Annotated in this window: 20 protein-coding genes; 5 read left to right on the top strand and 15 right to left on the bottom strand. The window is 73.6% G+C overall.

Annotation, left to right across the window (positions count from 1 at the left end):
* The first annotated feature begins 85 nt into the window (after positions 1–85).
* On the top strand, positions 86–991 hold the full coding sequence (locus KVS67_RS10290; protein WP_036339556.1) for an alpha/beta fold hydrolase: 906 nt from the start codon (positions 86–88) through the stop codon (positions 989–991).
* A gap of 154 nt (positions 992–1,145) precedes the next feature.
* Here the strand turns inward: KVS67_RS10290 and adhP are convergent, their stop codons facing one another.
* The 4 genes from adhP to KVS67_RS10270 form a co-directional block, all read right to left on the bottom strand.
* Positions 1,146–2,177 carry an alcohol dehydrogenase AdhP gene (gene adhP / locus KVS67_RS10285; RefSeq protein WP_036316753.1) on the bottom strand — a complete coding sequence of 344 codons (1,032 nt, stop codon included), beginning with the start codon at positions 2,175–2,177 and terminating at the stop codon, positions 1,146–1,148.
* A 55-nt stretch (positions 2,178–2,232) separates the two neighbouring features.
* Positions 2,233–3,756, bottom strand: coding sequence for an aldehyde dehydrogenase family protein (locus KVS67_RS10280; RefSeq protein ID WP_159228274.1), 1,524 nt, complete (start codon positions 3,754–3,756; stop codon positions 2,233–2,235).
* Positions 3,757–3,877: 121 nt separating this feature from the next.
* A complete protein-coding gene (locus KVS67_RS10275) occupies positions 3,878–5,305 on the bottom strand; it encodes a helix-turn-helix domain-containing protein (RefSeq protein ID WP_036316757.1) in 1,428 nt (475 codons plus the stop codon).
* The gene (locus tag KVS67_RS10270; protein ID WP_010079970.1) at positions 5,302–5,739 is read right to left on the bottom strand and encodes a DUF779 domain-containing protein; all 438 of its coding nucleotides are present in this window, start codon (positions 5,737–5,739) and stop codon (positions 5,302–5,304) included. Before KVS67_RS10270 ends, KVS67_RS10275 begins: the two co-directional genes overlap by 4 nt.
* 172 nt (positions 5,740–5,911) lie before the next feature.
* On the opposite strand from KVS67_RS10270, the gene KVS67_RS10265 reads away from it, so the two are divergent.
* Complete coding sequence (locus tag KVS67_RS10265) at positions 5,912–6,472, top strand: GNAT family N-acetyltransferase (RefSeq protein WP_036341622.1); 561 nt, start codon at positions 5,912–5,914, stop codon at positions 6,470–6,472.
* Positions 6,473–6,504: 32 nt separating this feature from the next.
* Here KVS67_RS10265 and KVS67_RS10260 read toward each other — a convergent pair whose 3' ends face one another.
* The gene (locus KVS67_RS10260) at positions 6,505–8,160 is read right to left on the bottom strand and encodes a thiamine pyrophosphate-dependent enzyme (RefSeq protein WP_036341620.1); all 1,656 of its coding nucleotides are present in this window, start codon (positions 8,158–8,160) and stop codon (positions 6,505–6,507) included.
* Between the two features lie 167 nt (positions 8,161–8,327).
* Here KVS67_RS10260 and KVS67_RS10255 point away from each other — a divergent pair, with 167 nt between their 5' ends.
* Both KVS67_RS10255 and KVS67_RS10250 read left to right on the top strand, forming a co-directional pair.
* Positions 8,328–9,092, top strand: a complete 765-nt coding sequence (locus KVS67_RS10255; protein ID WP_069942012.1) for a CGNR zinc finger domain-containing protein — start codon at positions 8,328–8,330, stop codon at positions 9,090–9,092.
* Positions 9,093–9,167: 75 nt separating this feature from the next.
* Complete coding sequence (locus tag KVS67_RS10250; protein WP_069942011.1) at positions 9,168–10,163, top strand: L-lactate dehydrogenase; 996 nt, start codon at positions 9,168–9,170, stop codon at positions 10,161–10,163.
* 10 nt (positions 10,164–10,173) lie between these two features.
* On the opposite strand, the gene KVS67_RS10245 is transcribed toward KVS67_RS10250, so the two are convergent.
* The 4 genes from KVS67_RS10245 to KVS67_RS10230 form a co-directional block, all read right to left on the bottom strand.
* Positions 10,174–10,575, bottom strand: a complete 402-nt coding sequence (locus KVS67_RS10245) for a hypothetical protein (RefSeq protein WP_049144854.1) — start codon at positions 10,573–10,575, stop codon at positions 10,174–10,176.
* A 190-nt stretch (positions 10,576–10,765) separates the two neighbouring features.
* Positions 10,766–11,347 carry a hypothetical protein gene (locus KVS67_RS10240; protein ID WP_010079963.1) on the bottom strand — a complete coding sequence of 194 codons (582 nt, stop codon included), beginning with the start codon at positions 11,345–11,347 and terminating at the stop codon, positions 10,766–10,768.
* Positions 11,348–11,407: 60 nt separating this feature from the next.
* The gene (locus tag KVS67_RS10235; protein WP_069942010.1) at positions 11,408–12,820 is read right to left on the bottom strand and encodes an MATE family efflux transporter; all 1,413 of its coding nucleotides are present in this window, start codon (positions 12,818–12,820) and stop codon (positions 11,408–11,410) included.
* Position 12,821: 1 nt separating this feature from the next.
* A complete protein-coding gene (locus KVS67_RS10230; RefSeq protein WP_036317511.1) occupies positions 12,822–13,775 on the bottom strand; it encodes a CPBP family intramembrane glutamic endopeptidase in 954 nt (317 codons plus the stop codon).
* 143 nt (positions 13,776–13,918) lie between these two features.
* On the opposite strand from KVS67_RS10230, the gene KVS67_RS10225 reads away from it, so the two are divergent.
* The gene (locus KVS67_RS10225; protein WP_020621736.1) at positions 13,919–14,332 is read left to right on the top strand and encodes a VOC family protein; all 414 of its coding nucleotides are present in this window, start codon (positions 13,919–13,921) and stop codon (positions 14,330–14,332) included.
* Between the two features lie 10 nt (positions 14,333–14,342).
* On the opposite strand, the gene KVS67_RS10220 is transcribed toward KVS67_RS10225, so the two are convergent.
* The 6 genes from KVS67_RS10220 to KVS67_RS10195 all read right to left on the bottom strand — a co-directional run bounded on the left by KVS67_RS10220 (position 14,343) and on the right by KVS67_RS10195 (position 19,694).
* The gene (locus tag KVS67_RS10220; protein WP_020621737.1) at positions 14,343–15,854 is read right to left on the bottom strand and encodes a SulP family inorganic anion transporter; all 1,512 of its coding nucleotides are present in this window, start codon (positions 15,852–15,854) and stop codon (positions 14,343–14,345) included.
* A 63-nt stretch (positions 15,855–15,917) separates the two neighbouring features.
* Positions 15,918–17,012 (bottom strand): hypothetical protein, encoded by a 1,095-nt coding sequence (locus KVS67_RS10215; RefSeq protein ID WP_049147055.1) that lies wholly within the window; start codon positions 17,010–17,012, stop codon positions 15,918–15,920.
* A gap of 16 nt (positions 17,013–17,028) precedes the next feature.
* The gene (locus KVS67_RS10210; protein WP_069941561.1) at positions 17,029–17,715 is read right to left on the bottom strand and encodes an ABC transporter ATP-binding protein; all 687 of its coding nucleotides are present in this window, start codon (positions 17,713–17,715) and stop codon (positions 17,029–17,031) included.
* Complete coding sequence (locus tag KVS67_RS10205) at positions 17,712–18,767, bottom strand: hypothetical protein (RefSeq protein WP_020621740.1); 1,056 nt, start codon at positions 18,765–18,767, stop codon at positions 17,712–17,714. Before KVS67_RS10205 ends, KVS67_RS10210 begins: the two co-directional genes overlap by 4 nt.
* On the bottom strand, positions 18,764–19,510 hold the full coding sequence (locus KVS67_RS14110) for a hypothetical protein (RefSeq protein ID WP_227717954.1): 747 nt from the start codon (positions 19,508–19,510) through the stop codon (positions 18,764–18,766). The genes KVS67_RS10205 and KVS67_RS14110 overlap by 4 nt, the downstream gene beginning before the upstream one ends.
* Before the next feature lie 13 nt (positions 19,511–19,523).
* Positions 19,524–19,694: a hypothetical protein gene (locus KVS67_RS10195; RefSeq protein ID WP_020621742.1), complete on the bottom strand. Its 171-nt coding sequence runs from the start codon at positions 19,692–19,694 to the stop codon at positions 19,524–19,526.
* Between the last annotated feature and the right edge of the window lie 307 nt (positions 19,695–20,001).

Raw genomic sequence — 20,001 nt, 5'->3', positions numbered from 1 at the left:
ATCCTGCGGGAGAGGTCCGCTCGTCTCATCTCAGCCCGGCACCCATGTCAAGAACCTCATGCCCCACAACACCTAGGGTGGCGGCGTGACGCAGACCACCTCCACCCCCGTGCGCCTCCGCGCCCGCGACGGCTTCGTGCTCGCGGCCCGCCACTTCGCCCCCACGACGACGACGCCCCCGGCCTCGCCTGCCGGCACCGTGGTGATCGCCTCGGCGACCGGGGTGAAGGCCACGTACTACCGGCGCTACGCCGAGTTCCTGGCCAGCCACGGGTTCCACGCGGTCACGTTCGACTACCGGGGTGTCGGGGAGTCCCGCGAGCCGTTCGCCGTGGCGCGGCGGGCGCGGTGGGCGGACTGGGGCGCCCTCGACGCGGACGCCGTGCTCGGCTGGGCCCGGACGCGCCTGCCCGGCCCCCTCCTGACGGTGGGCCACAGCTTCGGCGGGTTCGGCGTCGGGCTCGCGGACGAGGCGCGTCACGTGGCCCGGCACGTGGCCGTCGGCGGGCAGCACGCCCACTGGCGGGACTACCGGGCGCGGCCGGGGAGGGCGCGGATGTGGGCGCGCTGGCACGCGGCGATGCCGGCGATCACGCTGGCCCGCGGGCACTTCCCGGGGCGGCGGCTCGGCTGGCTCGAGGACCTGCCGCGCGGGGTCGCCCTGGACTGGGCGCGCAGTCGCCGCGACTTCACCGCGAGCGCCCGCACCACCGCCGGCCGGGACGAGCTGCGCCGTCGTCTGGCCGCGTTCACGGCGGACGCGCTGATCGTGGCGCCCGTGGACGACGACTTCGGCACCGACGCCGCCCTCGACCGCGCGGACGCCTACTCGCCGGGTCGGCAGACGGTGCGCTGGCGGGTGCGGCCGGAGGAGCTCGGTGTCGCGGAGATCGGGCACTTCGGACTGTTCCACGCTCGGTTCGCGCCGGCCTTCTGGCCGGCCACGCTGGAGTGGCTGCGCGACGGCGTCGCCCCGGCCGCGGCCCGCTGAGGCTCGCGCACCGGAATCGCTGCGGCCCGTCCCGTCCCCGCGACGACGACGGCGGCCGCCCCGGCCCGGATCTCCGGGCGGGACGACCGCCGTCGCACTGGTGCGTGTGATGTGTCGATACTACCCCGCGCCCAGCGGATGCCCAGGCGGCACGTCAGTCCTGCATCGCGTAGTCGATGACGACGCGGCCCTCGATCTTGCCGTGGCGCATCTCCTCGAACACGTCGTTGATCTCGGTGAGCGGGCGGGTGTGGAACGTCGGGTGGATCTTCCCGGCCGCGTAGAACTCGAGCGCCTCGACCATGTCCTGCCGGGTGCCCACGATCGAGCCGCGGATGGTCAGGCCCTTGAGGACGATGTCGAAGATCGGCGCGGGGAAGTCGCCCGGGGGCAGGCCGTTGAACACGATGGTGCCGCCGCGGCGGGTCATCGCGATGGCCTGGCCGAACGCCTGCGGGTGCACGGCCGTGACGAGCACGCCGTGGGCGCCGCCGATCTTCTCCTGGATCTCCACGGAGGGGTCCGCGACGTTCGCGTTCACGGTCAGCTCCGCGCCGTGCCGGGAGGCGAGCGCCAGCTTGTCGTCCGCGACGTCCACGGCCACCACGCGCATGCCCATCGCCACGGCGTACTGCACCGCGATGTGCCCCAGGCCGCCGATGCCGGAGATCACGACCCACTGCCCGGGCCGCACCTCGGTCTGCTTCAGCCCCTTGTACACCGTGACGCCGGCGCACAGGATCGGGCCGACCTCCATCGGGTCCGCGCCCTCGGGGATCACGGGCGCGTAGCGGGCGTCCACGAGCATGTACTCACCGAACGAGCCGTCCACGGAGTAGCCGCCGTTGACCTGCTCCTCGCACAGCGTCTCCCACCCGGTGCGGCAGTACTGGCAGTGGCCGCACGCTCGCCACAGCCACGCGTTGCCGACCATGTCCCCGACCTTGAGGTTCTCGACGTCGGGTCCGACCTCCTCGACGATGCCCACGCCCTCGTGGCCCGGGATGAACGGCGGGGTCGGCTTCACCGGCCAGTCGCCCTCCATCGCGTGCAGGTCCGTGTGGCAGACGCCCGAGGAGATGAGCTTCACGAGCGCTTGGTGCTGGCCGGGCGTCGGGCGCTCGACCTCCGTGACGTCGGCCTCTGTGCCGAACTGGGTGACGACGGCTGCCTTCATCGTGGTCATGGGGATCACCTTTCGTGGAGTGGGGAGGGGGGGGTCGTGCGGTGCCGGCGTCGGCTCAGAAGAACCCGAGCTTGTCCTCGGAGTAGGAGACGAGCAGGTTCTTGGTCTGCTGGTAGTGGTCGAGCATCATCAGGTGGTTCTCGCGGCCGATGCCGGAGGACTTGTACCCGCCGAACGCGGCGTGGGCCGGGTAGGCGTGGTAGTTGTTCACCCACACGCGGCCGGCCTGGATCGCCCGGCCCGCGCGGTAGGCGGTGTTGCCGTTCCGGGACCACACGCCGGCGCCGAGCCCGTAGAGCGTGTCGTTGGCGATCCGCATGGCGTCGTCGAAGTCGGTGAACGTGGTCGTCGAGACCACCGGCCCGAAGATCTCCTCCTGGAAGATGCGCATCGAGTTGTCCCCGCGGAAGATCGTGGGCTGCACGTAGTAGCCGCCGGCCAGTTCGCCCTCCATCTCGGCGCGGGCGCCACCGATCAGCACCTCGGCGCCCTCCTGACGGCCGATGTCCAGGTAGGACGTGATCTTCTCGAGCTGGTCGTTGGAGGCCTGGGCGCCCATCATCATGTCCGTGTCGAGGGGGTTGCCGGTCACGATGCGCGAGGTCCGCTCCACGACGGCGTCGAGGAACTTCTCCGCGATCGACTCCTGCACGAGCGCCCGCGACGGGCACGTGCAGACCTCGCCCTGGTTCAGCGCGAACAGGGTGAAGCCCTCCTGCGCCTTGTCCCAGTAGGCGTCGTCGGCCGCCATGACGTCCTCGAAGAAGACGTTGGGCGACTTGCCGCCCAGCTCCAGGGTCACCGGGATGATGTTCTCCGAGGCGTACTGCATGATCAGCCGGCCCGTCGTCGTCTCACCCGTGAACGCGATCTTGCGGATGCGCGGCGACTGCGCGAGCGGCTTGCCGGCCTCGAGGCCGAAGCCGTTGACCACGTTGACGACGCCGGCCGGCAGCAGGTCCGCGATCAGCTCGATGAACACCATGATCGAGGCCGGCGTCTGCTCGGCGGGCTTGATCACGACGGCGTTGCCCGCGGCCAGCGCGGGCGCCAGCTTCCACACCCCCATCAGCAGCGGGAAGTTCCACGGGATGATCTGGCCGACCACGCCGAGCGGCTCGTGGAAGTGGTAGGCGACGGTGTCCTCGTCCACCTGGGACAGGCCGCCCTCCTGCGCGCGGATCGCGCCGGCGAAGTACCGGAAGTGGTCGATGGCCAGCGGCAGGTCCGCGTTGAGGGTCTCCCGGACGGCCTTGCCGTTGTCCCAGGTCTCCGCGACCGCCAGCATCTCGAGGTTCTCCTCCATGCGGTCCGCGATGCGGTGCAGCACGAGCGCACGCTCGGCCGCCGAGGTGGCGCCCCAGGCCGGGGCGGCCTTCCAGGCGGCGTCGAGGGCGACGTCGATGTCCTCGGCCGTGCCGCGGGCGACCTCGCAGAACACCTTGCCCGTCACGGGCGTGACGTTCTCGAAGTACTGGCCCTTGACCGGGGGTGTCCACTCTCCTCCGATGAAGTGCTCGTAGCGGGACTTGAACTCGACCTTGGCGCCCTCGGTGCCGGGGAATGCGTAGACGGTCATGGTGCTGGCTCCTTTGCCTGCGGTTGCCTCGGCGCCGGTGGCGCCCTGCCGTGGCTGTGACCCTAGTCACAAGGATGTTGCACGGAGGTTGCAGCCGGGCGCGGGTGAGGGGCGGGCCGGGTCAGGCCAGGTCCCGCTCGATCCGCTCGAGCGTGGCCACGGCGAGCGCCCGCCGCGGCGAGTCCGCCGGCAGCAGACGCAGGGCGGCGCCCCAGAGCTCGACGTCGTCGCGGGCCTCGGGGCGGCCCAGGTAGGCCCAGAGCTGTTCGACATCCGCGTCCTGGGCGACGGCCTCGCGCAGCGCCTCCCCCAGCTCCGCGCGGATCGAGGCGACACCGGGGGACGCCGACCGCGGCAGCACCGGCCCGGCCGCCGCGTGCAGCGCACGGTCCAGATCCCCGGCGCGCAGCGCCTCCCGCGCGCACAGCAGGTCCGCGTGCACCTCCCCCACGAGCCGGTACGGCCGGGACAGCAGTGCCACCGGCGCCCCCACGTCCCGCAGCGCCCGGCGGAGTCGATGCACCTCGGCGCGCAGCGAGATGGCGCGGGCGGGGGAATCGCCCGGCGCGGGCCGGGGCCCGGCGGTCTCCTCCGGATACAGCGCGACCTCGAGCTCGGCGCCGGTCAGGCCCGGGCCGTGCCACGCGAGGAGGGTGAGGATCTCGGCGTGCCGGCCGGTGAGCTCGACCCCGTCCAGCGTGGGCGGCAGGTGGCCGGTGACGCGCAACAGGCCCGCGGCGGCGTCGTGGCGGTGCGGCGCGGCGGCGGGGCTCGGCCCCGGCGAGGCGGACGGCGGAGCCGAGGGGCCCGGCGTCGGGGCGGTGCCGCGGGGACGGCCCCGGGACGGGGCGGGCAGGTCCCGCCAGGCGGCGTGCACGGCGTCCACGGTGGCCTGGAGCAGCGGCAGGGCGAGGTGGCTGACGGCGTCCTCCCCGCCCGTGAGGTCCAGGACCCCGACGAGCCGCCCGGTGGCCGGGTCCGTGAGCGGGACGGCCGAACAGCTCCACGGGTGCACGCGCGGGCTCAGGTGCTCGCCGCGGCTGACCTGCGTGGGGGCGCCGGTCGCGAGGACGATGCCGGGGGCGGAGGTGCCCATGGACGCCTCGGACCAGTCGGCGCCCGCCACGAAGCCCATGGTCTCGGCGTGGCGCACCGCGGTCCGGTCGCCCTCGACCCACAGCAGGTGGCCGCGCGCGTTGCCGATCGCGGCGAGCATCCCGGCCTCGGCCGCGGGGTGGATGAGCATGCGGCGGACCACCGGCAGGGCCACGGCGAGGCGCTGGTCTCGGCGGGCGGCGGCGAGGTCGTCGTCGGAGAGGGTGGCCGGGTCGGTCTGGCCGGGTACCGCGGGGGTGAGGGCGCCGAGGGAGCGCAGCCAGGACTCACGGACCTCTCGCCGCAGCCCCTGCAGGGCGGCGCGCAGGCCCTGGTCTGCGCCGGCCGGAGCGGTGGGCGACGACGGCGCGAGCGACAGGCGGACCGCGGCGAGGGACTCGTGGGCCCGGTCCACGGCGCGTCGGTAGGCGCCGGTGGCGAGGGTCGAGCTCATCCCGAGCCTGCCATCAACCGCGAGCGGATCAGGAACCGCTTGCCCTCGGGGGCCTCGACGGAGAAGCCGGAGCCGCGCCCGTCCACCACGTCCAGGGTGAGGTGGGTGTGCTTCCAGTATTCGAACTGGGCGGCGGACATCCAGAACGGGATCTCCACGGCGGCCTGGTCCCCCTCGGCCGGCAGCGCGAAGGTGCCCAGCAGGACGTCGGCGGCGCCGGTCGTGAAGTCGCCGGCGGGATAGCACATGGGCGCGGACCCGTCGCAGCAGCCGCCGGACTGGTGGAACATGAGCGGGCCATGGATCGGGAGGAGTCGGCGGATCAGCTCGAGCGCCGCGGACGTCATGGCGACGCGGGACAGGGTCTCGCCCGGCATCTCGGGGCGAGCCTCGAGCGCGGGCGCATGCTCCGCCGACGAGGACGGCACGGTCATTGCGGCCTCCTGGGGATGGGCGATCGTCGGTCCCCACACCCTAGCCTCCAACGTGATCCACGTCACCCCAGCCGGCGTGGTGGGGGGCGCGGGGGGTGGAGAGGGGACGAGGGCTGGGGCGGCGGGCGGCTCACGCGGCCGCGCCCGGCGTCCACCCTCGTACACTCGGCACATGCTCCCGGACCCCAGCCCCACCGTCACCGTGGACGGCCTCCTGCTGCGCCCGCTGCGCGCCGCGGACGAGATCGCGGCGCGCGAGGCGGACGCCGAACTGCATCGGGAGGGGTTCGACTTCCTGATGGCCGGCACCCGCTCCTTCCCCGCGGTCCGCCGCGCGTTCGCCGCCGAGGCGCGCGGCGACGTCGAGCCCGGCCGCGCGCCCGCCTCCTTCTACGTGGGCGTGGACGAGAACGGTGAGCTGGTGGGCCGGGTGTCCGTGCGGTGGGAGCTGAACGAGGCGCTGCGGCACGTCAACGGACACGTGGGCTATGCGGTGCGCCCCGCGTTCCGGCGGCGGGGCCACGCCGCGCGGCTGCTGCGCGGCGCCCTGACGCTGCTGGCCGCACGCGGGGTGCCCGCCGCCCTGCTCACGTGCGACGAGACGAACACCGCCTCCGTGGCCACGATCCGTGCGTGCGGGGGCGTGCTGCGGGACCGGGTCGAGGCGGACCTCGACGGTGCGCCCTTCCCCGTGCCCCAGCTGCGCTTCGACGTCCCCACGACGGCGGCCTGACCGGAGGGACGGCGGGGACCGCGCCGCCGGCCTCAGTAGGCCTTGACGCGCTGCTCCACGATCAGGTGGATGAGCGCGAACCGGCCCTCCTCCTGGACCGCCTTGAGCGCCGCGTCCACGGCCGCCGGCACGTCCGCGTCCCGCTCCACGCGCACCCCGAAGCCGCCGAACGCCTGGGCCATGGCGGCGAAGTCGGGGTTCTTCAGCTGGGTGCCGGAGACGCGCCCGGGGTACTGGCGCTCCTGGTGGGTGCGGATGGTGCCGTACTCCTGGTTGTCCATGACGATCACGAGGGGCGTGGCGCCGTACTGCGCGGCGGTCGCCAGCTCCTGGCCGTTCATGAGGAACTCGCCGTCGCCGGCGATGGTCACCACGGTGCGGTCCGGGAAGTTCAGGGACGCGGCCACGGCACCCGGCACCGAGTAGCCCATGGAGCCGTTGCGGGCCGAGATCATGGAGCGATAGCCCTCGGTCGGGAAGTACCGGTGCGCCCAGTTGGTGTGCTCGCCCGCGCCGAGGGAGATCATCGAGTCCTTCGGCAGCTTCGGCACCAGGTTGGCCATGAGCGTGGCCATCTTCGCCTGGCCCTCGGACGGCTCGGCCGGGGGCAGGGCCGCGAACTTCTCCTGCTCGCCGCGCATGCGGGAGGTCCACTCCTCCCACTCCGGCTTGACCTCGAGCTCCATGCGGACGAGGTCGCGGATGAACCCGTCCGGCTTGGCCACGATCTGGTGGGACACGGGGCCGGAGCGGCCGCGCAGGGACGGGTCGATGGTGACCAGGAAGTTCTTCTTGTCCCAGTTCTGGCGGATGGTGAAGCCATTGGTCACGACGTCGCCCGGCACGGTGCCGACGAACACGATGAGGTCGGTCTCCTCGAGCATGTCGTAGGTCGGCTTCGGGCGGCCGTAGCCGATCGGGCCCACGTAGGACGGCGAGGAGAACGGCACGGTGCCCTCGGTGCGCCACTCGGCGGCGGCGGGGATCTTGTGCTCCTCCAGCCACGTCGTCAGGGTCTGCGCACCCTCGTCCGTCCAGTCGTTGCCACCGGTGATGAACAGCGGCTTGCGGGACTCCTTGAGCGCGGCGTGCAGGGACTTCCAGTCCCCCACGGTCATGCCGCCTGAGGCCACGGGGATCTGCGGGTGCAGGTGCGCATCGATCTCCTCACGGATCACGTCCTCCGGCAGGCCGACGACGACGGGCCCGGGCCGGCCCGAGCTGGCGGCGAACATGGCCTCGGCCACGATCTCGGAGGCGCGCTCCGGGTGGTCCAGGACCATCACGCGCTTCGCACCGGTGCCGAACCAGGCGTGCGGGTCGAACTCCTGGAAGGCCTCGCGGTCGCGGTGCTCGAACGGGATCAGGCCGACGAACAGGACGAGCGCCGTCGAGTCCTGCCACGCGGTGTGCAGGCCGACGTGGGCGTTCGCGGCGCCCGGGCCGCGCGTCACCATGGCGACGCCAGGGACCACGTTCATCTTGCCGTCGGCCTCGGCCATGTACGTGGCGCCGCCCTCGTGGCGGCACACCACGTTCTCGATGCCCGAGTCGTGCAGGCCGTCCAGGACGTCCAGGTAGGACTCGCCCGGCACGGAGTAGACGCGCTTCACGCCGTGGGACTCGAGGGTCTTGACGATGACGTGCCCGGCGGAGAGGCGACCGGTCGCCTGGGAGGTCTGGGACATGGAGGTCTCCTGTGCTGGTTCGGGGGCCCCTCCGGCCCCGTGGGTGCACCCCGCCGCGCAGACGGGGTCCGTGGGGGTCAGGGTACTGGACGGGACGGCGCCGGAGGCCACCCGATACGCGGCGTGAAGCCGGTGACGGGAGGGCGGACCCGCCGTACGCTTTCCCCATGCTCTCCGCGCCGACGCTCTCCCGCCTCGCCTCCCTGGCCGCGTTCCTGAACACCGCCCCCGGCCTGCGGGGCGGTCAGCCGGCCGACGAACGGTTCACCGCCGCCACGCAGCTGCCCTCCCTCGTCCCTGAGCTCCAGGAGGACGAGGTCCGCCTCCGCCTGGCCGCCGCCGCGGCCGTGCGTGGCCGCGAGCTCCGCGGCCGTCTGGCCGAGGTCTGGGCCCTCGCCGCCGGGGACGAGGCGGCCGCCGTGGAGCGCGTGAACGCCCTCCTCGCCGCGGCCGGCCCGCTGCGGCTGACGGCCGGGGGCGACGTCGTCGGGCTGGCCCCGGCGCAGGTCCCCGCCGACGCGGTGGAGCGGCTGGCCGCGATGGCCGCCCTCGCGCTGGCGGAGACCGCGATGGACGGCGAGCTGACCCGCCTGCGCGTGTGCGAGGGCGAGGACTGCGAGAACGCGCTCGTGGACGCCAGCCGGAACCGGTCCAAGCGGTTCTGCGACGAGGCCAACTGCGCCAACCGCACCCACGTGCGCTCCTACCGGGCACGGCTGGCCGAGGCGGCGGAGTCCGCCCCCGCGGCGGATCCGGCCGGGCCGGAGGAGGCGGAGGCGCCGGAGGCCGTCGTGGACTCCGAGGCCGCCGCCGACGAGCCCCGCCGGGAGACCAAGAAGGAGAAGAAGGAGCGCAGGAAGGCGGAGAAGAAGGCCCGCAAGAAGGCGGAGAAGAAGGCCGGCAAGAAGAAGTCGGACAAGAAGAAGGACTGACCCGGCCCCACCCGCCGGGGGACGGGGCGGCCTCGTGGTTCCGTCGGCCGACCGGACACCCCTAGCCTGCGAGGCATGAGCGAGCACACCCCCGCCCACTCCCCCGCCGCCCCCGCGTCCCTCGGACCCGCCCACCGCAAGGTCGGCGTCGTGGGGGCCGGCGGCGTCGGCACGGCGATCTGCTATGCGGCGCTGATCCGCGGCGTCGCCCGCGAGGTCGCCCTGTACGACATCGACGAGCCCAAGGTCCGCGCCGAGGTCCTCGACCTGGCCCACGGCACCCCGTTCACCTCCGCGTCGGCGATGACCGGCGGCGCGGACCCGGACGTCCTGGCCGGCTGCGAGGTCGTGGTGATCACGGCCGGCGCCAAGCAGAAGCCGGGGCAGACCCGCCTCGACCTCGGCGCGCACAACGTGGAGATCCTGCGCGGCCTGCTGCCCCAGGTGCAGGCGCACGCGCCGGAGGCGCTGATCGTGCTCGTCACCAATCCCGTGGACGTCCTCACGCTGGTGGCCCAGCGCCTCACCGGTCTGCCTGCCGGCCGGGTGATCGGCTCGGGCACCCTCCTGGACACGTCCCGCCTGCGGTGGCTGCTGGCGTCGCGGGCGCAGGTCCACCCGTCGTCGGTGCACGCGGCCATCCTCGGCGAGCACGGGGACACGGAGTTCCCCGCGTGGAGCTCGGCGCGCATCGGCCCGACGCCCATCCTGGAGTGGCCGACGCCGGTCGACCCGCTGTTCACCCGCGCCGACCTGGACGAGGTGGCGGACACCGTGGTGCACGCCGCGTACGAGGTGATCCAGGGCAAGGGCGCCACCACGTACGCGGTCGGCGTGGCCACGACCCGCCTGCTCGAGGCGATCCTGCGCGACCAGCACGCCATTCTGCCGGTCTCCACCGTGCTCGACGGCGTCCACGGGCTCTCGGACGTCGCCCTGTCCATGCCGTCCGTGGTGGGGCGCGACGGCGTCACCCGCGTGATCCAGCCCGAGCTGGACGACGCGGAGATGCGGGCGCTGCACGCCTCGGCGGACGCGCTGCGGCGGGAGGCACGCAGCCTCGGGTTCTGAGGCGCCGGGCTCAGGCGCGGGGGGCGTCGCCTCCGGTGCCGCCCTGCTCGCGGCGCTCGGCGGCGGCCTGGGCGCGGCGGTCGGCGGCGGCCTTGCGGAACATCTCCTCGGAGGAGCGGTTCACACCGGAGCCCTGGGAGAGGTGGTCCGGGTTCTCGCGCGCGGCGAGCTGCAGCATGGCCACCACCACGAGCGAGGTCATGAAGAAGACGCCGAAGGCGATCAGCGCGATGTCGACGCGCAGTGGATTCTGGGTGCCGCCGGAGGCGGTGATGCCGGCGATCACCCCGCCGATCAGGCCGAGCACGGCGGAGAAGACGAGCGGGCCCTTGACCGTGGTGCGCAGACCGCCGCGTGCCGGGCGGCCGGATCCGGCGCGATCGGCGGACGGGCGGGGGGACGGTGCGCTCACGGCGGGACTCCTGACGGCTGGGGGCGGCTGGGGCGACACGGCCCGCGCAGGCGCCCGGGGCTGAGGCCCTCGGGGCGCGGCGGACCGGAGCCAGTCTACGCGTCCGGCCGACGGGTGGCCCCTCGGGGCCCCGAGGTCCTCCCCCGGCGAACGTCCGCCCCGCGGGTCAGGACGACGACGTCGGCCCGGTTCAGAGGCCCCTGGCCGTGCCCCGGTCCCGGCGCACCTCGTGGTGGAAGCCGAGCCCGGAGACCATCAGGAGCACGCCGATCAGGATCGCCCCGCCGCCGGCGATGCCGAGCAGGGCGTGCGGGCCGAAGCCCTGCAGGGCGGCCACGACCACGCCGCCCCCGGAGAGCAGGCCCACGAGTCCGGTCCACAGCTGGTCCCGCGCGGGGATGAACTCGCGGCGGTGGCGGGCCCACGCCACGAGCTCGGCGACGCCGCCGAGCACGAGGGCGGCGCCGGCCGCCACGCCCACCGCCGCCGGGGACCCCAGGAACAGCAGCACGATCACGCCGAGCATCCACGCGGCCGCCGCCAGGGACAGCGGGGAGCGCATGGCCACGGGCACCGGGTCGCGGCGCAGGTACTCCCACATCGCCGAACCGGAGAACGCCAGGTACAGCGCGAACATGACCTTCATCCACGTCAGGCCCGGCTCGGCGACGAACACGGTGGTCAGACCGAACGCCAGCGCCACCACGGCGCGGATCAGGATCGGCTTGAACACCACGGACGAGATCTCGAGGGGGGTCTGCACGGTAGCCACCGCCCCAGTCTAGGAGCAGTGCGGCCGCGGCCCGGCCCGCGCGTCACCGCCCGGACGCGCTCACCCGACGCCGAGCCGCATCCAGTCGTCGCGCCGGGCCCGCCAGCCGAGGGTGAGCGCCCGCATCCCCATGTAGACCCCTGCGAAGCCGAGCCAGAGCAGGCCCAGCTGCACGCCGGCGTCGGGCACGGCGGCGTTCGGTCCGGGCCAGGCCGCGGTCCAGCCGAATCCGCCCGTGGCGAGCTGCGCGAGCACCCAGAGCGCCGGCGCGTAGACCACGAGGTTCACGAGGCCGGCGAGGGCGAGGTAGCGGGCGTCGCCGGCGCCGATCAGCACGCCGTCCAGCACGAACACGTACCCGGCCACCGGCTGCCCGGCGGCCAGCACCCACAGGCCCACGGTGGCGGCGGCCTGCACGGTCGGGTCCGTGGTGAACAGCCCCGGCAGCACCGGTGCCGCCAGGGCCAGCACGGCCCCGGTCACGACGCCGAAGCCCAGCCCCCAGCGCACCATCGTCCGGGTGAGGCGACGGGCCGCATCCGGCCGGGCGGCCCCGAGCTCGGCGCCGATCAGGGCCTGCGCGGCGATCGCGAGGGCGTCGAGGGCGAACGCCAGCGTGGAGAACAGCGTGAAGACGAGCTGGTGCGCGGCGAGGGTGAGGTCGCCCGCGCCGGCGGCGGCCATGACGGTGATGAGGATGGCCGCGCGCAGGCTCGCGGTGCGCAGCAGCAGCCACGAGCCCACCTGGGCCGTGGCGCGCATGCCCGACGCACGGGGCGCCCACACCGTGCCCGAGCGGCGGAAGCGCGGGGCCAGCACGAACAGGTATGTCACGAGCATCGCCCACTGCACCACGGACGTACCGACGGCCGAGCCAGCTACGCCCCAGCCCAGCCCGTACACCAGGGCCACGTTCAGCCCGATGTTCGCGCCGAAGCCCACACCCGCCACCACGAGCGGCGTCACGGTGTCCTGGAGGCCGCGGAGCACCCCGGTGGCCGCGAGCACGGCCAGCAGGGCCGGCAGCCCCGGCATGGACCAGCGCAGGTAGGCGACGGCGTGGGCCTGCACCTCGCCCGTCGCGCCGAGGGCCGCCGTCAGCGCGGGGGCCGCGAGCCAGCCGAGGACGGCCAGCACCGCGCCGAGCAGCAGGCCCAGCCAGATGCCGTCGCGGCCGCGGTCCATCGCGGCGGCCGGGTTCCCCGCCCCGATCAGCCGGGCCACCGCCGGGGTGGTGGCGTAGGCCAGGAAGATCATGAGGCCGGTGAGCGTGTGCAGGATGGTGGTGCCGATCCCGACGCCGGCCAGCTGGGCCGTGCCCAGGTGCCCGATGATCGCGGTGTCGGCCAGCAGGAACAGCGGCTCCGCGATGAGCGCGCCGAACGCGGGGACCGCGAGCGCGAGGATGCGCCGCGTGAGGGCGCGCGCGTCCTGCGGGGCGGGCGCCGCCGTCGAGCCGGAGGGTCCTGCCATCTCAGCCCAGCAGGGCCAGCAGCGGGGCCAGCGCCGTGGTCGGGGCAGTGGGGCCGGGCAGCGTGTCCGGCAGCAGGGGGGCCACGAGGTAGAGCATCGCGATGGCGATGCCGTTGTTCACCATGTGCAGCAGCACCGCGTACCCGAACGAGCGGCCCATCAGGATGTAGGACACCGTGATCGCCACCGCGAGGGTCAGGTACGGGACGGTCTCCACGAGCCGGAAGTCGCCGCCGGTGCCGAGGAAGTGCAGGAGTGTGAACGCGAGCACGGAGACCACGGCGCACACCCACACGTTGATCCAGCGGGAGAGCTTGCCGATCAGCAGGTGGCGGAACAGGTACTCCTCCACGAGCGGGGCGGCCACCACGGTCATGAGGATCATGAGCACGGGCGGGGCCTGCGTGGTCATCTCCTCGAGCGCGGCCTGGTTGGCGCTGGTCTGCGCCTCCCCGATGAGGCTCAGCACGATCACGTTCACGACGATGCACGCCAGCCACGTGGCGGGCAGCAGCAACAGCTTCCACCACGTCCCCGTGCGGAACACCCGCAGCGACGTCACGAGCGGGCGCCAGGCCACGGCCAGCACGAGCACCACGAGGATCGCGTAGCTGACGATGTTCACCGTGAACCCGTCGCGGACCAGGTCGAACGCCTCGAGGTCACCGGGGACCAGGCCGAGCGACACCGCCAGCCACAGCCCCAGCCCGAGCACCATGAGCGCCACGTACACGAGCACCACGACGGCGTCGCCCCAGTGGAACCGACCCGGGGTCCAGTCCGGCGCGGGGCGGGCCGCGGGCCGGCGGCCGGGCCAGCCGGCGGGGACGCCACCGGGGGCGCCGGGGTGCCCGTGCAGGCTCGGGGCGACGGCGGCGCGGCGGGCGGACGGCCGGCCCGACGGCGGCCAGCCGGCGGGCGGACCGGCCGGCGGGCCAGAGGGAGGAACGCTCATGGCGGCCACGCTACCAACGGGGGCGGACGCGCCAGGCCGCGGGCGCCGTCGTCGGGAGCGGCTCCGTGGCCCACGCCACGCCCGCGCGCCCGCGACACGCGCGCGGTGGCGGCGGGCCGAACGCCTCGTCTACGGTGCTCCCCATGGCCTTGTTCTCCCAGCCGGTGTTCATCAACCTCCCGACGACGGACACCGAGCGGATCCGTGAGTTCTGGACGACCCTGGGCGCCACCGCAATGGACGACTACTCGGACGAGCACTCGGTGTGCATCGAGCTCACCGAGTCGACGTACGCGATGTACCTCAGCCCCGGCTACTACACCGACTTCATCGGCAACCGTGAGATCGCCGACTGCCTCACCACCAACTCCGCCCTCATGGCGCTGACCGTCGGCGACGCCGCGGCGGTGGACGCCCTGGCGGACCGGGCGATCGAGCTCGGCGCCGCCGAGGTGCCCCTGCCCGAGGACCTGCGCGAGGAGATGGCCGACTCCGGCATGCACTCCCGCGAGATCGTCGACCCGGACGGGCACCAGTGGGAGTTCGTCACCGCCTGAGCCCGCCGGCTCAGGCGCCGAGTCGCCCGGTGAGGCGCGCGTGCATCGCCGCGGAGGCCTCGTTCAGCCCCGTCACCTCGGCGTGGATCCCGTGCCGGGCGTACTTGGTCAGCACCGAGTCGAGCGCGGCCACAGTGGAGGCGTCCCACACGTGCGCGGCACTCATGTCGATCACGACGCGCGGCGGGTCGAGGGCGTACTCGAACTGCGAGTAGAGGTCGTTCGAGGACGCGAAGAACAGGGCGCCGTGCACGCGATACGTGACGGCGTCGCCGTCGTCGTGGACCTCGCGGACCACCGTGACCAGACGCGAGACGCGCTGAGCGAAGAGCACCAGCGCAGCGAGCACGCCCACACCCACGCCGATCGCGAGGTTGTGAGTGAGCACCGTGGCCGCCACGGTCACGACCATGACGGCGGTCTCCGAGCGCGGCATCGCGCGCAGGGTGGCGGGGCGCACCGAATGCCAATCGAAGGTGGCGGCGGCCACGAACATCATCACGCCCACGAGCGCGGCCATGGGGATCTGCGCCACGAAGCCGCCGAAGGCCACCACGAGCACCAGCAGGAACACGCCCGCGAGGAACGTGGAGATCCGGGTGCGGGCGCCGTTCGCCTTGACGTTCATCATGGTCTGCCCCACCACGGCGCAGCCGCCCATGCCGCCGAACAACCCCGAGACCACGTTCGCGACACCCTGCCCCCAGGACTCGCGCGTCTTGTCCGAGCGGGTGTCGGTGATGTCGTCCACGAGCTTCGCGGTGAGCAGGGACTCGAGCAACCCCACGAACGCGATGCCGACGCTGAACGGCAGGATCAACCGGAGGGTCTCCCACGTCAGCGGGACGTCCGGCAGGCCGAGCACGGGCAGCGCATCCGGCAGCGCGCCCCGGTCCCCCACGCGCGGCACGGCCAGGCCGGCGGCCATCACCAGGGCGGTGACCACGACGACGGCCACGAGCGTCGCCGGCACCGCCGTGGTGAGCCGCGGCAACAGCACCACGATCGCCAGGGCCAACGCCGTGAGCGGGTACACGAGCCACGGGACGCCGATCAGCTCGGGCAGCTGCGAGGTGAACACGAGGATGGCCAACGCGTTGACGAACCCCACCATCACCGAGCGCGGGACGAACCGCATGAGCCGGGCCACACCGAACACGCCGAGCAGGATCTGGATGACGCCGCCGAGGATGATCGCGGCAAGCAGGTGCCCCACCCCGTACGCGTGGGACAGCGGTGCGACGACCAGCGCCACCGCCCCCGTGGCCGCGGAGATCATGGCGGGCCGGCCGCCCACGATCGCGGTGGTGACGGCCATGGTGAAGGACGCGAACAGCCCGACGCGCGGATCCACGCCCGCGATGATCGAGAACGCGATGGCCTCCGGGATCAGGGCGAGCGCCACCACGACCGCGGCCAACACCTCGGTGCCCAGCAGCCGAGGGCTGCGCAGGGTGCGCAGGACGGACTGCCGCTGGAGCGGCGTGAGGGCAGGCGGGGGCGCGGCGGGTAAGGCGGGCATGCTCCCGAGGGTAGCGGTGCGCGGGCGGGGTGCCCGCCGGTGAGCGGGCCCGCCCGCCACCCCTCACGCCGTCCGCATCACCCGCACGGGGTCGCGGAACGCGGCGAACGCCGCCGGGGCGAGGCTGGCCAGCAGCGCGGTGAGGGCGGCCAGCACGGCCACCGCCGCCACGAAGTCCACCCCCAGCGTCCCGCCCTGGCCGGCGACGACGGCGTACCCGGCTCCGGAGCCCAGCACGGCGCCCAGCAGCGCAGGCACGGCGGTGCGCACGGCCACGAGCAGGATCAGGTCTCCGCGGCCGATGCCGAGGGTGCGGCGGCGGCCGAGGTCGCGGCGGCGGATGAGGACGTCGGCGAGCACCACGATGGACACGAAGAACGCGCCGGCTCCGAGGATCAGCAGCAGCAGGGAGCGTCCGAGCCCGGCGAGCTCGCCGGTGATCACCTGGTTGCCGGCGGAGAGGGCACGGGCGGTCTGGATGGAGGAGGCGCGCGGGTCGGGGTCGATCACGGCGAGCGCGGCCTCCTGCATGGCGCGGGTGCCGGCGGTGTCGGCGGCGAGGACGCGGACCTGCTGCATCACGAGGGCGTCCGGGGCGGCGGGGACGGTGAGGGCGTAGCCGTCGAGGTCCTGGAAGGGGTCCTGGGCCTGGAACGCCCCGACGACGGCCCACTGGCCGCCGTCCGTGGCCTCGATCGCTCCGGAGGGCTGGGCGAGGCCGAGCTCGGCGAGCTTGGCCTCGGGGACCACCACCTCGCCGGGGGCGGGCAGGCGGCCGCGGGTCAGCACGATGCCACGGTCCAGGGTGCCGACCACGTTCGTCACGGCCACGCGGGCGCCGCCCCGGCCGATCCCGGTGTTCACGGCGTCCATGGGCGAGTCCCGGGCGAGGGCGGCCTCGGCGGTGTCGAGTCCGGCGAGGGTGGCCGCGGTGGCGCCGGTGAGGAAACCGGTGCCGCCGGTGTCGGTGACGGTGAGCACGCGGGCGCCGGGGCCGGAGAGCTCTGCGGCGACGGCCGCCTCGGTGGCGGCCTGCCTGCCCACGGTGGCCACGGCGGCGAAGCACATGGCGGCCACCACGAGCAGCACGAGGGCGGAGGGCACGGGAGAGGTGCGTGCGGCGGTGACGGCTTCACGCAGCAGGGTGCGCAGGTTCATGGGCGGTCCTCCCGGTTCACAGCCGAACCACCTCGTCGGCGCGGGCGACGACGGCGGGGTCGTGGGTGGCGACCACCACGGTGCGCCCCTCGGCGGCGGCATCGGCGAGGGCGTCCATGACGAGGCCGGCATTGTCCGGGTCGAGGTTGCCCGTGGGCTCGTCCGCGAGGACGACGGCGGGCGCGTTCACGAGGGCGCGGCACACGGCCACCCGCTGCGCCTGCCCGCCGGAGACCTGCCCGGGCCGGTGGTCGGCGCGGTGGGCGAGGCCGAAGCGCTCGAGCAGCGCCCGTGCCCGGTCCTCGAGCGTCTGGCGCTCCAGCCCGGCGTAGAGGCCGGGCTCCACCACGGAGTCCAGGATGGGGCGGGACGGGTCCAGCTCCGAGTCCTGGAACACGAATCCCACGGAGGTGGCGCGCAGGCGGGAGCGTTCCCGGTCCGGGCGGGTGGAGGCGTCGACGTCGCCGAGGCGCACCACTCCGGAGGTGGGCGTGAGCATGAGCCCGAGCACGTACAGGAGGGTGGACTTGCCGCGCCCGGAGGGCCCGGTGAGGGCGGTGACGGCGCCCGGCGTGAACGCGTGGGTGAGGCCGTCGAACAGCTCCTCGGCGGCGCGGGTGTAGGCGAAGCGCAGGTCCTCGACGGCGAGGGCGGCGGGGACGACGGGGGCGGCGGGCGTGCCCGGGGTGGCGGGCCCCGTCATCGGGTGCCGTTCAGCACGCGCACCTGCTCGCCGGCGTCCACGCCGTCCACGACGGCGAGGCCGTCGGCGGAGCCGAGGACGGTGACGGTGCGGTCCTCCGCGGCGCCGTCCCGGACCACCGTGACCGTCGCGGCGCCGTCTGGCTGGGTGCGCAGGGCGGACACGGGGACCACGGGCCCGGAGACGGGCGGGACCACGCTGACCTGGGAGAGCAGGGAGGTGGTGGCGTCGGCGGGCAGGGTGTCGCAGTCCTCGCCGCAGACCACGCCGCCGTCCGGGGCGGTGAGGGTGATGCGGATCAGGCCCTGCTCGTCGGAGGTGGACTCGCCGGCGACGGCCTTCCATTCGTGTTCGCCGTGGGGCACGGTGACCTGGGTGCCGGCCGGGATGAGGGCGGCCTGCTCCTGGTTGACCTCGAGGGCGAAGTCCGGTTGGTCGCCGGGGCGGGCCACCACGTTCTCGCCGCCGGCGAGGGTGGTGCCGACGGCGGTGGTCTTCGCGTCCACGCTGAGGGGCGCGGGGAGGGCGTCGAGGACCACGAGCTGGCCGAGCTCCACGGTGTCCGCGGCGGGGTAGCCGCGTTCGGTGAGCCAGTCGTCCCAGGCGTCCGCGGTGGCCTCGTCCCACGTGCCGGTGGCCTCCACCTTCGCGCCGGTGGCGGCGAGCATGCGCTGGAACGCGGCGACGTCGTCGCCGGAAGTGCCCTCCCCGAGAGGGCGCCACTGGGGAAGCTCGCCCTGGAGGACGAGCACGGGCTTCTGGGCGACGGCGTACAGCACCTCCCCGGCAGCCACCTCGCCGGACTCTCCGGCCCGGGTGACGACGCCGGTCAGCGCGTTCACCGCCGCCGGCGTCTGCTCGCGCGACACGGAGACGCCGAGGGTGATGACGCGGCCGAGCTCCTGCTCGGCGACGGTGACGAGGGCGCTCGCGGCCGGACGCTGCTCGGCCTGAGCCGGAGGGGTGAGCGTGACCCGGCCGGCCCAGAAGGCGAGCGCGGCGACGGCCACGAGCGCAAGGACGAGGGCGGCCCAGCGGGCGGGGCGATTCATCCGGATGACCCCCAGAAGACATCCTGCGGCGGAAGCTCCGGGCATGTCTGCGCGACCTCGGCCTGGCGTTCTGCCGACACGCCCCTCATGCTGTCCGCGAAGGGCCACCACTGGTGGCGGCCTGGAGTGTAGAACGCGGAGACGAATGCCTCTTTGGAGGGGCGCGCGGAGGTGTCGACCGTGTAGCCGTAGGCCTCGAGACACGGGATGAGGTATTGGTCCCAGTAGTCATAGACGAGGCGGAGCTGCGGATCGGTCCAGTCCTGGGTGTAGCTCGGATCCACCGGGTGCTGTGCGTAGCAGGTCACGTAGGCCGCCTCGAAAGCAGACCTCTGGGACTCAGGTGGGGTGTCGATCTGAATTCCCCCGGTCGGACCGACCGAGTTCGGCCACCCGGCCTCGGCCAGGCATGTGGACACCATGCGGTCCGACTCGAGGGACGTGGCGTACCACCCGGAGCGCTCCACCTGAGGCGGCGCGGGCATTCCCGCCCCCTGAGCGTGCCGCGCGACTTGCTCACGGTAGGCGCGCTCCTTCTCCGCCTCCGTCGTCAGGAGGGGTTCGATCCTCTCGGTGGGAACCCACTGCGAGGCGTCCCAGGTCTTCTCGGCCGTCGCGGTGGGGGGAGCGGCGACCGTGGATGAACCGCCGAGGCCCGCAGACTCCCGACCGACGCAGCCGGTGAGGGTCAGGGCGACGGCCGCCACCAGGGCGGCCGTCGCAGGAATGCGTAATGAAGTCATCGGTGCCGGCGAGTCAGTACGGGTAGTAGCAGTAGCCGTAGGTGCCCGACAGGAGGAGTCCTGCGCTGCAGTCCTGCCGACCGGAGTCCGTCAGCGCCTGCGCTGGCACCGCACCGGAGACGGCCAACGGTCCAGCGACGGCCACGCCGGCACCGACCTTAGAAATCCGCTGCTTCATACCCATGTCGCTCCTCCTTATGGTTCACGCTCAGTCGTGATCTGCGTCACACTCTATGAAGGTGCTCGCCCTGTGTCCAGAGAATTCTCGGTCGGTCCACAGACGTGCCCCACCAGGGAGTCAAGAGGGTCCTGCGCGTGACGGATGCGCAATCTCAGGGGACGAATGAGCGCGGCCACACCGGCAGGGGTGGCCCGACGATCGGGTTTCGATACTCCCGTCACCGCCGCGCGCCCTAGGGCATGTCTGACAATCGTTTTGACCATGCGATCACAGCATTCAGGACCACAGCGGCCCTGTAGATGATCGCGTA

This window comes from Micrococcus sp. GbtcB5, from assembly GCF_019091605.1.
Classification (GTDB): domain Bacteria; phylum Actinomycetota; class Actinomycetes; order Actinomycetales; family Micrococcaceae; genus Micrococcus; species Micrococcus luteus.
Note: the sequence above shows the minus strand (reverse complement) of the source record. Positions and strands in the feature narration are given on the sequence as shown.